This window comes from Acinetobacter uliginosus (assembly GCF_044130295.1).
In the GTDB taxonomy this organism is placed as follows: Bacteria; Pseudomonadota; Gammaproteobacteria; order Pseudomonadales; family Moraxellaceae; genus Acinetobacter.
This window is the reverse complement of record NZ_JBIQOC010000010.1, coordinates 36,809-51,166: the sequence shown is the minus strand read 5'-3', so window position 1 is coordinate 51,166 and position 14,358 is coordinate 36,809. Positions and strand designations below refer to the sequence as shown.

The window sequence follows — 14,358 nt, the reverse complement described above, 5'->3', positions numbered from 1 at the left end:
GGTTTATCTCGCAATTTATTTTTAGTTCATGCAGGTTTAAGATCATGAAAAATTGATTTTCAAGCGTCTGCAGGAGTAAGGGATGACCGAATTAAACGACCAAGACTTTGATCTTGCGCATATCTGGCATCCTTATACCTCCATGACCGATCCATTGCCGACCTTTAAGGTAAAACAGGCGCATGGTGCCATTATCGAGCTGGAAGATGGACGGCAACTGATTGATGGCATGTCTTCTTGGTGGTGTGCCATCCATGGCTATAACCATCCTGAACTGAATCAGGCCGTGACAGATCAATTACACAAGATGTCGCATATCATGTTTGGTGGTTTGACTCATGATCCTGCAATTGAACTTGGCAGACTGTTGTTAAAAATTACCCCGCCCAGTCTGGATAAAATTTTCTATGCTGACTCTGGATCTGTTGCGGTAGAAGTGGCATTAAAAATGGCGGTGCAGTTTTGGACTGCACAAGGTGAAAGTCAGAAAACCAATTTTATTACACCGCGTTCTGGCTATCATGGCGATACCTGGAATGCCATGTCAGTTTGTGATCCGGTCACAGGCATGCATCAGATTTTTGGTTCCAGTTTACCTAACCGTTTCTTTGTTGCAGCCCCACAGGTCGGCTTTGATGATGAATGGAATCAGGATGATATTGCAGAATTGGAACAGGTCTTAAAACAGCACCATGCCAGCATTGCTGCTTTAATTCTGGAACCGATTGTGCAGGGTGCGGGCGGGATGCGTTTTTATCATCCTGAATATTTGCGTCAGGCCAAATTGCTGTGTGAACAATATAAAGTGCTGCTGATTTTTGATGAAATTGCCACCGGTTTTGGTCGTACTGGCAAATTGTTTGCCTGGGAACATGCCGGCGTTGAGCCGGATATCATGTGCATCGGCAAGGGCTTGACTGGCGGCTATATGACGCTTTCGGCCACCTTAACCAGCAAGTATGTGGCGGAAACCATTAGCCGTGGCGAGGCAGGCGTATTCATGCATGGTCCCACCTTTATGGCCAATCCACTGGCCTGTGCAGTGGCTGTGAAAAGTACCGAGGTTTTATTGGCTCAGGATTGGCAAGCCAATATTCAGAGCATCGAGCAACAGTTGCAACACCATCTGCAACCCCTATCAGCACTGGATTATGTGCAGGATGTGCGGGTGCTGGGCGCGATTGGTGTGGTGGAGCTGACATTTAATGTGGATATGAAAAGCTTGCAACAACAGTTTGTTAAGCGAGGCATCTGGATACGTCCATTTGGTAAACTGGTCTATGTGATGCCGCCGTATGTGATTACTGAACAACAATTGAATATATTGCTGGAACAATTAGTGAATGTGGTGGAGCAGATGCAAGAGGTATCCGCATGAAATTGTTAAATAACCAGCTGTTAAATGCCCCTTTGTTAAATGATTATGCAAGCAAGCTGGACGAACTCAAACAGCAGGGCAATTTGCGGCAATTTACCTCTAATGTCCAGCAAGGCCGAATGATTGAAATCCAGGGTCATTCGATGCTTAACCTGTCTTCCAATGATTATTTGGGATTGGCAGCAGACTTAACTTTGCGTGAACAGTTTTTTGATGAAACACCGAATGAACTTCGTGTCATGAGTTCATCTTCTTCACGACTGTTAACCGGAAACTTTCCTGAATATGAACAGCTAGAAGCCAGTTTGAGTCAGGCTTTTCATGGACGAGCTGCGCTGTTATTTAACAGTGGCTATCACATGAATATCGGGATTCTGCCAGCTTTAAGCGACAGTAAGACCCTGATTCTGGCCGACAAACTGGTGCATGCCAGCATGATTGACGGTATCCGTTTATCCTCTGCAAAATATGTACGCTATCGGCACAATGACCTGAATCATCTGCAACAGCTTTTACAGCAATATCATACAGATGAGGCTTTTGATCACATTATTGTGGTCACGGAATCCATTTTTAGTATGGATGGCGATGAAACCGATCTGGCTGAGCTGGTTCGGATCAAACAGCAATTTTCTAAAGTGATGCTGTATGTTGATGAAGCACATGCCATTGGTGTGCGTGGCGAGCAAGGCTTGGGCTGTGCAGAACAATATGCGGTGATTGATGAGATTGACCTGCTGGTTGGGACTTTCGGGAAAGCACTGGCATCGGTCGGTGGTTATCTGATTTGCCATCCCATCATCCGGGAGTATCTGATTAATTCCATGCGTCCACTGATTTTCAGTACCGCACAGCCACCCATGTGTATGGCGTGGACTGATTTTATTTTCCAGAAAGTTTTAGGCTTACAACAGCAACGTCAGCATCTGCAACAGATCAGTCAAAATCTGCAACAGTCAGTACAGGCCAAAGGTTTTGATTGTCCTTCGACTTCACATATTGTGCCGGTGATTATTGGCGAGTCACAAAAGACGGTGGAAAAAGCCCGGCAGCTACAGCAGGCCGGATTTTATATCATGCCGGTGCGTCCACCTACAGTACCGAAACACAGTTCAAGATTACGTATTTCACTGACTTCTCAAGTCAATCAGGCTGACCTTGAACAGCTGGTGGCATTGCTGTGAGTTGTAGCCGTGAATATTAATAAGTCTCAAGTTGCACAGCGTTTTGCCAAGGCAGGACAAAGCTATGCTGAACATGCCATCGTACAAAAACAGATTTGCCAACAGTTACTGCAATTGATGCAGCAATATTTGCCAAGTAACAGCCTGAACCGTGTTTTTGAAATCGGTTGTGGCTCAGGCAATTTAAGCCATTTGCTGATGCAAAATTTGGAAATAAAGCATGTGTTTTTAAATGATCTGTATTCTGAAGTTCAGCAGCATTTTCAAGCTAAGGAAAATTTGGAGTGGCTGATTGGTGATGTGGAACAACTGGATTTTCCGCAATCCCTTGATCTGATCGCTTCGAGTTCGGCGTTGCAATGGGTGGGTGATATCGATTCGATCTTTAAAAAAAGTGCAGCGGCGCTTATCGAAAACGGCTATTTGTGTTTTTCCACTTTCGGTCAGCAGAATTTGCAAGAAATTAAGGCTCTGACTGGGCAAGGACTGAATTATCTGACTCTTGATGAGATTCAGCACAACCTGCTTAAACAGGGTTTTGAAATTCTACATCTTTCCGAGAGTCTGGAAATACTGAATTTTTCCCATCCTAAAGCTGTGCTGCAACATTTAAAGGCCACCGGGGTGACTGCAACCGCCGCACAGCATCGTTGGACCAAACAGTCTTTACAGCAGTTTTATCAGGACTATCAGCAATTTTCAGAGCTGGATCAATCTGGTCAGCACCATTATCAGCTGAGCTATCATCCTATTTATTGCATTGCACGGAGTAAGCCATGACATCCCCCGTTTATTTTATCAGTGGCATCGATACCGGTATTGGCAAGACCTATACCACAGGCTATCTGGCGAAGTTATGGAATGAGCAGGGCAAGAAAACCATCACCCAAAAACTGGTGCAAACCGGCAATACCGATATTTCTGAAGATATTGAACAGCACCGTAAAATGATGCAGATGGGCTGGTTTCTGGAAGATGAAAGCAAACTCACCATGCCGGAAATTTTTACTTATCCGGCTTCGCCACATTTGGCGACTAAAATTGATGGCCGTGAAATCGACTTCCAGAAAATTGCCGATGCGACCCGGCAATTAACTGAAAAATATGAAGTAGTGTTACTGGAAGGTGCGGGCGGTTTAATGGTGCCTTTAACCACAGAATTGTTAACGATTGATTATATTGCTGAACAGAAATTCCCTGTCATTCTGGTGAGTTCTGGTCGTTTGGGTAGTATCAATCATACCTTGCTCAGTCTGGAAGCCTTGAAAAGTCGTGGTCTGGAACTTTATGCTTTGGCCTATAACCTGAATGACGAATCACAGGACCAGCTGATTTCCAGAGATACTTCGGATTATCTGAAAGGCTATCTGGCGATACATTTCCCAAATGCACAGTGGATTGATATTCCTGTTTTATCCTAACTCTTGCTTAAAAGAGAAGGATATAAAAAAAGCCACTCTATTGAGTGGCTTTTTAAAGGAAAGTTTTAAAAATTAAAACTTCTTAAAGCTTTTTTTACCAAATGGTTTACGTGGTGCATTTTCATCACGACGTTCACGCTGGGCATATGTCGCTTGATTGCCAAAGTTTTCAGGTCGGTTTTCACGCTGTGCATAGCTGTTGCCTTGACGTGGTTCACGTTGAGCGTAAGTGTTTGGATTGCCATCCTGACGACGTTCACCGCGTTGGGCAAAACCGCTGCCATTATTGCCGTCACGACGTGCATAAAGATTGCCAGTATTGTCACGACGTTGTGCATGACCATTCTGGTTTTCACGACGATCACGCTGTGCATAGGTCATTGGGCTTTGGTTTTCACCTTCTTCGCTATCACGGCGTTGCTGACGCAAATAACCGCCACGACGTGCTGCCATTGGTTTTTCTTGCATACGCTCGGTACGGCGTTTTGCCATACCAAACAGGCCTGTACCTTGACGTGGCTTCAACTCTACAGATTTGGTCAGGTTGTCGATGTCGGCTTTATCCAGTTCCATCCAGCGACCGGTACGAAGTTCACGCGGTAAAATCACGGTACCATAACGGGTACGCAGCAGGCGGCTGACTTTTAGACCTTGTGATTCAAAAATACGGCGCACTTCACGGTTACGACCTTCTTTAACTACCACCTGATACCAGCGGTTGATGCCGTCACCACCAATTTCAGAGAAGGATTCGAATTTCGCCGGACCATCATCTAAAACTACGCCCTGAAGCATGTTGTTTTTGATTTGTGGTGTCACTTCACCCATCACACGAACTGCATATTCACGTTCAATTTCATTTGATGGATGCATGAGGCGGTTAGCTAATTCACCATCATTCGTGAACAGTAAAAGACCGGTTGAGTTAATATCCAGACGGCCGACCATCACCCAGCGATCATTGGCAATTGCAGGCAGTTGTTCAAAAACGGTAGGACGTTGTTCAGGATCATTGCGTGAGCAAATTTCACCTTCGGGTTTGTAGTAAATCAGAACGCGACGACGGATTTCGTCTTCAATCTGGAATTGGACTTTACGACCATCGATGCGAAGCTCATCACCTGGTTCAATGCGTTCACCCACTTGGGCAACACGTCCATTGATACTGACACGACCAGCGGCAATGACTTCTTCCATATAACGGCGAGAACCCAAACCTACGCGTGCAAGCACCTTTTGTAATTTTTCACTCATGACAGCATAACCTTAGAAATTATCATCAACAGTTCACCTATCTATGACTTCGCTGCGTGAGCATCGAGCACCATAAAAGCTTCCTTGGCATCCTGCAGGGGAGGCAATTGGCCTAAAGATGTCAGACCAAAAGCATTTAAAAATTGTGGCGTTGTAACTAACAACGCGGGTCTTCCCGGTAGTTCTCTGAAGCCGTATTCTTTAATCCAGTTCCAGTCAAACAATGATCTTAAGATCTGACTATTGTTTGAAACTCCACGAATCTGTTCAATATCTGCCCGGGTTACTGGTTGGTGATAAGCAATCACAGCAAGGGTTTCGAGCAGGGTGGGTGATAAACGAGTTGGTCGTTCCGGCCACACCTGGGTAATGATATTGCGATATTTAGCCCGAACCTGGAAACGGAACCCTTGTGCGGTTTCTACCAGTTCAATCGATCTACCATGTTGTAGCATGGCGAGCTGTTGTAACAACTGACGCAATTCCTGTTTATTATATTGATTTTGGAATGCTTCTTTCAAACGTGCAAGTGAAACAGCTGTTTCACTTGCAAAAATAATGGCTTCCAGTTGCATCAGCACTTCATGTTGATTCTCGGCAACAGATAGAGATGTTGTCTGATGATCCATTATGCAGCTACTCCTTGAATTGCAAGTGGTGCTTCAATACCGCTGGCAATAATAGCTACTTTTTGTTGCCGTGTGAGTTCTAAAATGGCCATAAATGTAACCACCATGCCCATGCGCCCCTGGCTGGGTTTAAGCAGGGCTTCAAAATGCAGCACTTCACCGGACTGTAAACGGCTTTCAATAAAGGCGATGCGCTCTTCAAGCAACACTAGTTCTTGCTGAATTTGATGGGTAACCGGTTCTGGGCGATTGAATACGCAAAACAGCGCATCACGTAACTGGCTGACATCATAACCTTCATTGATTTGTACAACCTGACCCAGACTAATATTGGCCGGGAAGGTATCGCGTTCCAGAACAGACATTTGTCCTAAACATTCTGCCGCCTGTTTGACCCGTAAATAGGTTTCCAGCCGGTCAATCAGTTGCTGTTTGGGGTCTTTTTCAACAATAACGCTGGAGCTTGGTTTTGGCAACAGCAGTCGTGATTTAAGATCGGCCAATAAGGCAGCCATCACCATATAATCTGCCGTCAGCTCAATATTCAGCGACTTCATGGCATCCATATAAGATAGATACTGCGCGGCAATGGGAGCGATATCCAGTTGTAATAAGTCAAAACCGTTTTTTTGAATCAGGTAAATCAGGAAGTCGAGTGGACCTTCGAAATGCTCTAGCAGAATTTCAAATGCAGCAGGAGGAATATATAAATCCTCTGGAATCGTATCTTGCCACTCATCCATAACACGGATATGTGAGCTTGGCTCCATAGGATTATGGATAGGTTGATTCATTGCAGTTTTAGGCCACGCGAATTTTCAAAGGCATGCAGGATGATGCTTTTGCCTCGATCTCGCATCGAAAGAAAAAGCACGTAAATTAGTAAGTGCTAGTGTAATGGAAATTTGACTTCAAATAAATTAGTTAAGTCAACAAATACAAAAAAACCTGAAATTCAGTAAGGTTTTTAACTGGCTTGATGAGGTGAAATGCATAGGGGAGTATGGTTTTAATTTTTTTGACCGAACCGATTGGATTTTGGATTTGTATGAAAAAATGGGGCATAGCATTAGGCCTCATATTGTGAATAGAATAAAAGAAGATTCTGAATATAGAATAAAGCAAAATTTTTCGGCAATATGAATGCCAATAAAAAAGAGATCCCCGATGTCATGAAAGATCATGAAAAAGTACAAGAAAATGAATATGGGCAGTTTATTGGAGTTCCCGTATCTCATCCTTTGCCGACCCATTTTTTAGCCGATACCCTTTATGGTAAATATGCCACCCTGCATGTCTTATCTTCAGCAACCATGAGTGAAGATCAGCTGAAGCAAGTTTGGCAATGTGTAAATGGTGAAATAGATCGCAGCTGCTGGACTTATTTACCTTATTCGGGTTTTGAAAATGCAGCGGAATTGCAAACTGCTCTTGAAAATAACTTTAATTTCAAAAATTCAGTTCATTATCTGGTAGAAGCCAATCATGCAATTGTAGGATGGGTAGGCTTGCTGAACCAGCGTTCCGCCGATCAGGTTATTGAAATCGGCAATGTTTATTTTTCACATCAACTGAAACAGTCTACAGCATCGACAGAAGTCATCTATTTATTATTAAAGGCGTGTTTTGAGCAGGGTTTTCGCCGTGTGGAATGGAAGTGTGATGACTTAAATCTGCCCTCTAAACGCGCAGCCTTGCGCTTTGGCTTTCATTATGAAGGCACTTTTCGCCAAGACCGTATTGCCAAAGGTCGTAACCGCAATACCGCCTGGTTTTCAATTCTGGATCAAGAGTGGCCTGAGCTGGAAAAAGCCTATCTGGCCTGGTTAAGGGCAGATAATTTTGATCAGAATGGGCAACAAAAAATGCGCTTGCGTGATGTTCTTTAACTTTACTGTGCTTAATGATCTGTTGCGGTGGATGTCGATAACTTGAGCGCGAATTCGATGATTCGTTGCGCACTGTCTCGGATGCATAAATTTTGAGTTTGATCGAGGCTGGATAATTTTTGAATAACGACAACTTCCAGGAAAAATGCATAGGTGTTGTCGATTATCGCAGAAGGGGTTTGCTCAGCATCTGCCTTCATAATTTTCACTTTAGACTCAAGTGTCCAGGGCATTTCCGCATAAATGCGGCTATTTACCTCAAAATCATGATAGTTGAGCAGCACATAAAACAGATCCATTCTCGCACTACTCCTTGATCCTGAACATTCCCTTTAATCTTAACCGTGCTTATTCAAACGCGCTGACATCACCCATACCGCGACGGATCACTTCAGGATTGTCACCGGATAAATCTACAACACTGGTGGTGCTTAAGGTGCCGAATCCGCTATCAATAAATACATCAATACGCTTTTCCAGCTGTTGCTCAATGTCATAAGGGTCATCTAAAGGTTCATCCTGACCGGGAAGAATCAGGGTGCTGGTTAACAATGGCTCACCCAATTCCTTAAGCAACATTTGGCACACACGGTTGCTTGGTACGCGCAAACCAATGGTTTTCTTTTTTGGATGCATCAGTCGTTTAGGGACTTCACTGGTTGCCGGCAGAATAAAAGTGGTGATTGCCGGTGTATTGTTTTTTAGCAGACGATACATGGCATTGTCGACTTTGGCATAGGTCGCAATATCAGACAGGTCACAACAAAGAATGGCATATTGATGCTTTGGACCGAGACCACGAATCTGGGCAATGCGTTCCATGGCATTTTTATTTCCGATCTGGCACCCAATGGCATAGGCAGCATCGGTCGGGTAAACAACCACATCACCGGCACGAATACGTTCTACCGCTTGGCTGATCAAACGTGGTTGAGGATTATCAGGATGTATTCTTAAATGCAGCATATTTATTCTCCCCTGACTTGCTATTAGTCATTATCTGTTGAATTTACAAAGTCTTGCAATCAGGCTTTGATGATTTTGTGTAAATTAATCCAGCATGTCACGTTGAAACTCGTCACTTTGTAATGTTTTGCCACCCCGGGTACAGGCACAGATACAGGCAATAAAATGTGCAGCATCATGCGGCAACTTGGCTTCACCGGAAAAATAACGTTGTACTTGAGCAAAGACATTATCTTTAAAGGTGCTGCCGTCACCGCCGTCACCGGTCAGGTTATCCAGAGATACACGGAATTTACGACCAAAAGCTTGTGCAAACATCCATTCAATCGCTTGAGGCTTGATTTCGACCTGCTCAAATAAAGCCTGCTGTTCTGCTGTGCGACCATCTGGGGCATACCAGTAACCCAGGTCGGGGAGCAAGCGTCTTTGCTCACCCGCAATAGTCCAGTGACTGATTTCATGCAAGGCACTATTAAAGAAACCATGGGCAAATTGAATGCGGGCAGGCGCATCTTCGGTTGCCGGAAAATATTCAGGTTCAAAATCGCCTTTGACCAAACACACATTTAAGTGGGAAAACCAGTGATTAAAGTGTAGTATAAGCCAATCAACTTGTTGAACTTCAGTTTGCAAACTGGCCCAGGGTGAGCGTTGCACAGGGTCGATAGAAACAGCAGAACTTGAGGTTGAATAAGTAGTTAACTGTAATGAAGTGGTGACTTCAGGTTGCGGCTGCAACTGATGCATGACTTGTATTACCCAATTGATCTGTCTAAATAAGTACAAAATTGTATCTTAATCTTTGACAGAGTACCGATGAATTTGTAGAATTGCCGCCTTAATTATGTCAGCAAATACCTTTCCGGCACAGATTGAGCCGTTTAAATGGGCTGAACAGGGCTTTACATGGTCAGGTACACTGCCATTGTCTCGCTTTGTTCGTATTTCCCGTGAAGCTGTTGGATCAATTGATGATCAATTGATTAACATAGACTGTAAGCTATCAATGGATGCGTATCATCGTATCGTATGGTTAGATGGTCATGTTGAAACGAAAGTACCAATGGAATGTCAGCGTTGTCTGAATCCTGTTGAAATTTCTCTCGTTTCAGACTTTCATTTAGCGCTTGTGGATGATGAATCACTGATAGAGCGCTTGGATGAGGATGCTGATTTCATCGTCTTAGGTGAGAGTGAAGCAACGACAAAAGGCAGCTATGATGCGCCTGCGACGGCTGATTTACTTTCTCTGATAGAAGATGAATTGTTATTGTTGTTGCCTTTGTCTCCTAAGCATGACGTTTGTGAGCATAAGCATCAACCTGCCATTGATGACATTGTCGAAGAAAAACGGGATAACCCGTTTGGTGTTTTGGCAAGTTTGAAGGGTAAACTTAACTAATTTTTGTGTTATACTGTTAAGTATAAGACAACTGAATTTGTTCTGATCCATTTTTTCGATCTTTGTAAGGAGCCATCATGGCCGTTCAGCAAAACCGTAAAAGTCGCTCTCGCCGTGACATGCGCCGTTCACATGACGCTTTAACCGAGAATGCATTAACTGTAGACCAAGCTACTGGCGAGACTCACCGTCGTCACCACGTATCTAAAGATGGTATCTACCGTGGTCGCCAATTATTCGCTAAAGCATCTGCTGAATAATTGATGATGTATTAAGCGTCAAGCTTAGTAGAAAAAATGGGAGCGTTAAGCTCCCTTTTTTTATGGCGTCTTTTTGTTGTATTTGGCAATTACCAAAACAAAAATTAAGTGTTAAATTCCGTTCCGTAAATAAGCTTACATAAGTGTATGTTGGTTATTTAACCGATTGTTGAATAACAATATCACTTCATTACAGGATTTTTTTATGTCTGCTAAACAACTCGAGCAAGTTGCTCAAGCAACGAAAACAGCATTTGTATTTCCGGGTCAAGGCTCACAAAAAGTCGGTATGCTCGCAGAATTGGCTGAACAGTTTAGTAGCGTGACAGAAACTTTTGCAGAAGCATCGGCAGCCGTGGGTTTTGATCTCTGGCACATTGCACAAAGCGGCGAAGGTTTAAATCAGACTGAATTTACCCAGCCTGTACTGCTCACCGCAAGTATTGCACTTTGGCGTGTGTGGCTAGAGTTGGGTGGAGTGGCGCCAAAATATCTTGCAGGACACTCACTGGGTGAATACAGCGCATTGGTTGCTGCCGGAGCGATGTCACTGGGTGATGCGGTTAAGCTGGTGAATTTGCGTGGCAAATTGATGCAAGATGCAGTACCGCAGGGTCAAGGTGCAATGGCGGCTATTCTGGGTCTGGATGATGCCAAAGTGATTGAACTATGCGAGCAGGTCAATATTCATGGGCGTGGTTCAGTAGAAGCTGCCAACTATAATGCTCAGGGCCAAGTGGTGATTGCAGGTGATAAGACCCTGGTCGAAGCGGTTATGGAGCTGGCAAAAGAAAATGGCGGTAAAGCCATTGCTTTACCTGTTTCTGTTCCATCGCACTGTTCACTGATGAAACCCGCTGCTGACAAATTTGCACAAGCTTTGGAACATACTGCCATTGAGCTGCCTAGCCTTCCTGTAATACAAAATGTCAACGCGGAAATCGCGACAGATGTAGCAGGATTACGTCAGGCATTGACTGCACAATTGTATCAATCTGTGCAATGGACCAAGACCATGCAGTTCCTTCAAGATCAAGGAGTGCAGTATGTGGTTGAATGTGGTCCAGGTAATGTATTGGCTAATCTTGCGAAGCGTTTACCAAATATCGAAAAAGCATTCCCAGTCGACAGTAACAGTCGTATGGAAGATGCGCTAAACGCCATTTTAGTGGCTGAAGGAAAAATTGCATGACACAGGAACGCAAAGTCGCATTAGTGACAGGCGCGAGCAGAGGGATTGGTGCAGCCATCGCTCAGCAATTGATTCAAGACGGTTATTTTGTAGTGGGAACCGCCACTTCAGAAGCGGGCGCAGAAAAATTATCTGCAAGTTTTGCTGAAAATGGTGCGGGTGCAGTACTGGATGTACGTGATGCGGCAGCCATTGATGCACTAGTTACAGATATTGAACAAAAATATGGTCCAGTTCTTGTATTAGTGAATAATGCTGGCATTACCAAAGATAATTTGTTACTGCGTATGTCTGAAGATGATTGGGACGATATTCTCAATATTCATTTGAAGGCAGTATACCGTCTGTCTAAGCGTGTCTTAAAGGGCATGACTAAAGCACGTTTTGGCCGCATTATTAATATCAGTTCTGTTGTAGCACACTTTGCAAACCCGGGGCAGGCCAACTATTCTGCTGCCAAAGCAGGCATCGAAGCGTTTGGTCGAAGTCTTGCAAAAGAAATGGGCAGCCGCCAAATTACCGTGAATGCTGTGGCACCTGGCTTTATTGCAACAGAAATGACGGATCAATTAAGCGAAGACATTCGTAAAAAAATGAGTGATCAAGTGGCATTAAACCGTTTAGGTGATCCACAAGATATCGCAAATGCCGTGAGTTTTTTAGCAAGCGATAAAGCAAGCTATATCACTGGTACTGTTTTACATGTAAATGGCGGTTTATACATGAGCTAAGCTCAAGTATAAACTTTGCAAAAATAAGATATTCAATTAAACTAACGGCATTAAAAACGCCACAAGCAATGAGGAGAATTCCTGTGAGCGATATCGAACTACGTATCAAACAAGCGGTTGCAGAACAACTTGGTCTTAAAGCTGAAGAAATCAAAAACGAAGCATCTTTTATGGATGACTTAGGTGCTGACTCTTTGGACTTAGTTGAGCTTGTTATGTCTTTCGAAAATGATTTTGACATCACTATCCCTGATGAAGATTCTAACGAAATCACAACTGTTCAATCAGCTATTGACTATGTTTCTAAGAAACTAGGTTAATTGTTGTTTCAGCTCTGCTGAATATAAAAAAGCCACCTTTAGGTGGCTTTTTTATTTACTCATCAAAATGATAATTACATATCTTTACTGTTGCTGGACCAAAGACAACCTTTCTTTGAATTAATTTTATGTATAAAAAAAGACGCTATTTCAAATTGCATAAATAATAATGATGGAGAAATACGATGGGTCTTTTTGATTTTGTAAAAGGTATTGGTAAAAAAAATACGGCACCAGCAGAACCTCAGCCAGCTCCGGTCGCTTCAACTCCTCCAGCAGAACCTTCTGCACAAGAAATCGCAAACAAGCTTCTGGGGCATATTAAAGCTTTAGGCTTGCCAGTGACCGGTTTATCGGTGAGTTATAACAGCAGCAGCGATCTGGCGACCATTAAAGGGCAGGTACAAAATCAGGCCGACCGCGAAAAAATTGTCCTGGCTGTAGGGAATGTCGATCATGTGGCTAAAGTAGATGACCAAATGACCGTGGTAACACCTGCTCCGGAAAGTAAATTCTATACAGTTAAATCGGGTGATACCTTGTCCAAGATTTCAAAAGAATATTATGGTGACGCCAATCGATACAACAAAATATTTGAGGTTAACCGTCCCTTGTTAAAAGATGCTGATGATATTTTTCCCGGGCAGGTACTGCGTATCCCGACTTAAGTAGAACCTGATAAAAGAGCGCCGAGAGCGCTTTTTTATCGAAGCTTGTGCTGTAATTTCTGTCTGGCAAGTTGTGCTCTACCTAAAAAAAATTTAGGGTCTAAATCATAGTGTTGCGCCAAAATCTGAATCAGTTTTTTTCGGTTGTCTTTATCGAACATATTAAGATCAATATGTGTCATTTTATATTGCTTGCGAAATTCAGGTTTTAAAATAAAGCCGAGACTACTCACTTTCCACTGTTGTTCTTGGCTGAATGCTTTTGCTGCGAAGGGCTTATATGTGCGATACCTTGAGCTGTGAGAGGAATAAAGCTGGGTCTTTAAAAGCCTGTTGCGCTGTACCAGATTGCTTAACTTTATGCCAAAACTTTGTATGGATATGCTTTGGCGGGTGATGACCAATTTCATATTGATTGCAATCAATGTCAGCATGATGAAGAGTGCCAGCATCAACCAACCCGGCATGGATTGATGCAATAAGTATTGAATCAGGCTACTGAAATCTTTAATCATATTGAAGTTACTGAGCGAGTGCTGCGCTAAAACAATAAATATAGCAGGAATAAAGATTAACCCAATTAAATAACGGGGCAGATAATGGCATTGAAATAGCGGATATTCAGTAGGTATGTCCATTCATCATCACCTTTCAAGCAAAGTAGAGATAGGGCCATGATGGCTATTTTTTTCATAATGACTGCTGTATGGGGAAACAGGTGTTGCATTATGAATGCTATAAATTTTCCTCCAATTAAGTTGTGTTTAAATTCTTAATCCTTGTTTTAGCAAGTTATTTTCTGGTATCTATTTTTGTGTTTATCTATTTTAAGTGTTTGAGTTTTCTTGGGTTTATCTATTTTTGTTGTAGATTTGAGTATGAAAGTAAATCCTGTTATTCAGTGTTTAGAGCCAAATTATTCTTTTGTTTATTTTGCATAAAATTTTACTTTTTCTATGAGCCTTGCAAGCCAAGGTTTCCAAGAATCAGACAGGCTGAATTGATGTGATTTTTCAGGCATAAAACTTGCTGTTTATTTTTTAAATTATTTGAATAAATGGTAA

Annotated in this window: 17 protein-coding genes and 1 pseudogene; 11 read left to right on the top strand and 7 right to left on the bottom strand. The window is 43.0% G+C overall.

What is annotated here, in order from left to right; genetic code table 11:
* The first annotated feature begins 82 nt into the window (after positions 1-82).
* Genes bioA through bioD form a run of 4 tightly spaced genes read left to right on the top strand, consistent with a single transcriptional unit; the run spans position 83 to position 3,983 of the window.
* Positions 83-1,378: an adenosylmethionine--8-amino-7-oxononanoate transaminase gene (gene bioA / locus ACE01T_RS03790; RefSeq protein ID WP_395518774.1), complete on the top strand. Its 1,296-nt coding sequence runs from the start codon at positions 83-85 to the stop codon at positions 1,376-1,378.
* Positions 1,375-2,562, top strand: a complete 1,188-nt coding sequence (locus ACE01T_RS03785) for an 8-amino-7-oxononanoate synthase (protein ID WP_395518773.1) — start codon at positions 1,375-1,377, stop codon at positions 2,560-2,562. Before bioA ends, ACE01T_RS03785 begins: the two co-directional genes overlap by 4 nt.
* Before the next feature lie 9 nt (positions 2,563-2,571).
* Entirely contained in the window at positions 2,572-3,342 is a 771-nt protein-coding gene (bioC, locus tag ACE01T_RS03780) for a malonyl-ACP O-methyltransferase BioC (protein ID WP_395518772.1), read from the top strand.
* Positions 3,339-3,983 carry a dethiobiotin synthase gene (gene bioD / locus ACE01T_RS03775; RefSeq protein WP_395518771.1) on the top strand — a complete coding sequence of 215 codons (645 nt, stop codon included), beginning with the start codon at positions 3,339-3,341 and terminating at the stop codon, positions 3,981-3,983. Before bioC ends, bioD begins: the two co-directional genes overlap by 4 nt.
* 399 nt (positions 3,984-4,382) lie before the next feature.
* Here the strand turns inward: bioD and rluB are convergent.
* The 3 genes and pseudogenes from rluB to ACE01T_RS03760 form a co-directional block, all read right to left on the bottom strand.
* Positions 4,383-5,237: pseudogene (gene rluB / locus ACE01T_RS03770) on the bottom strand (23S rRNA pseudouridine(2605) synthase RluB); the annotation flags it as partial.
* A gap of 41 nt (positions 5,238-5,278) precedes the next feature.
* Positions 5,279-5,866, bottom strand: a complete 588-nt coding sequence (gene scpB / locus ACE01T_RS03765) for an SMC-Scp complex subunit ScpB (protein ID WP_395518770.1) — start codon at positions 5,864-5,866, stop codon at positions 5,279-5,281.
* Entirely contained in the window at positions 5,866-6,660 is a 795-nt protein-coding gene (locus ACE01T_RS03760; RefSeq protein ID WP_395518769.1) for a segregation and condensation protein A, read from the bottom strand. The genes scpB and ACE01T_RS03760 overlap by 1 nt, the downstream gene beginning before the upstream one ends.
* Before the next feature lie 378 nt (positions 6,661-7,038).
* On the opposite strand from ACE01T_RS03760, the gene ACE01T_RS03755 reads away from it, so the two are divergent.
* Positions 7,039-7,755 carry a GNAT family N-acetyltransferase gene (locus ACE01T_RS03755; RefSeq protein WP_180042501.1) on the top strand — a complete coding sequence of 239 codons (717 nt, stop codon included), beginning with the start codon at positions 7,039-7,041 and terminating at the stop codon, positions 7,753-7,755.
* An 11-nt stretch (positions 7,756-7,766) separates the two neighbouring features.
* Here ACE01T_RS03755 and ACE01T_RS03750 read toward each other — a convergent pair whose 3' ends face one another.
* From ACE01T_RS03750 to ACE01T_RS03740, 3 genes are all read right to left on the bottom strand, one after another.
* Entirely contained in the window at positions 7,767-8,054 is a 288-nt protein-coding gene (locus ACE01T_RS03750) for a hypothetical protein (protein WP_180042500.1), read from the bottom strand.
* A gap of 49 nt (positions 8,055-8,103) precedes the next feature.
* Entirely contained in the window at positions 8,104-8,721 is a 618-nt protein-coding gene (locus tag ACE01T_RS03745; RefSeq protein WP_086196072.1) for an L-threonylcarbamoyladenylate synthase, read from the bottom strand.
* Positions 8,722-8,805: 84 nt separating this feature from the next.
* A complete protein-coding gene (locus ACE01T_RS03740) occupies positions 8,806-9,468 on the bottom strand; it encodes an elongation factor P hydroxylase (RefSeq protein ID WP_395518768.1) in 663 nt (220 codons plus the stop codon).
* Positions 9,469-9,565: 97 nt separating this feature from the next.
* Between ACE01T_RS03740 and ACE01T_RS03735 the strand changes: the two genes are divergently transcribed.
* From ACE01T_RS03735 to lysM, 6 genes are all read left to right on the top strand, one after another.
* The gene (locus ACE01T_RS03735; RefSeq protein ID WP_086196070.1) at positions 9,566-10,123 is read left to right on the top strand and encodes a YceD family protein; all 558 of its coding nucleotides are present in this window, start codon (positions 9,566-9,568) and stop codon (positions 10,121-10,123) included.
* Positions 10,124-10,200: 77 nt separating this feature from the next.
* Positions 10,201-10,383, top strand: coding sequence for a 50S ribosomal protein L32 (gene rpmF, locus ACE01T_RS03730; protein ID WP_004279227.1), 183 nt, complete (start codon positions 10,201-10,203; stop codon positions 10,381-10,383).
* 205 nt (positions 10,384-10,588) lie between these two features.
* The gene (fabD, locus tag ACE01T_RS03725) at positions 10,589-11,575 is read left to right on the top strand and encodes an ACP S-malonyltransferase (RefSeq protein ID WP_180082019.1); all 987 of its coding nucleotides are present in this window, start codon (positions 10,589-10,591) and stop codon (positions 11,573-11,575) included.
* Positions 11,572-12,306, top strand: coding sequence for a 3-oxoacyl-ACP reductase FabG (gene fabG / locus ACE01T_RS03720; protein ID WP_166171102.1), 735 nt, complete (start codon positions 11,572-11,574; stop codon positions 12,304-12,306). The genes fabD and fabG overlap by 4 nt, the downstream gene beginning before the upstream one ends.
* Positions 12,307-12,389: 83 nt before the next feature.
* Positions 12,390-12,626 (top strand): acyl carrier protein, encoded by a 237-nt coding sequence (acpP, locus tag ACE01T_RS03715; protein WP_004651013.1) that lies wholly within the window; start codon positions 12,390-12,392, stop codon positions 12,624-12,626.
* 185 nt (positions 12,627-12,811) lie between these two features.
* Positions 12,812-13,294, top strand: coding sequence for a peptidoglycan-binding protein LysM (lysM, locus tag ACE01T_RS03710; protein ID WP_395518767.1), 483 nt, complete (start codon positions 12,812-12,814; stop codon positions 13,292-13,294).
* Between the two features lie 35 nt (positions 13,295-13,329).
* On the opposite strand, the gene ACE01T_RS03705 is transcribed toward lysM, so the two are convergent.
* A complete protein-coding gene (locus ACE01T_RS03705; RefSeq protein WP_200223098.1) occupies positions 13,330-13,932 on the bottom strand; it encodes a hypothetical protein in 603 nt (200 codons plus the stop codon).
* Positions 13,933-14,358: the final 426 nt, after the last annotated feature.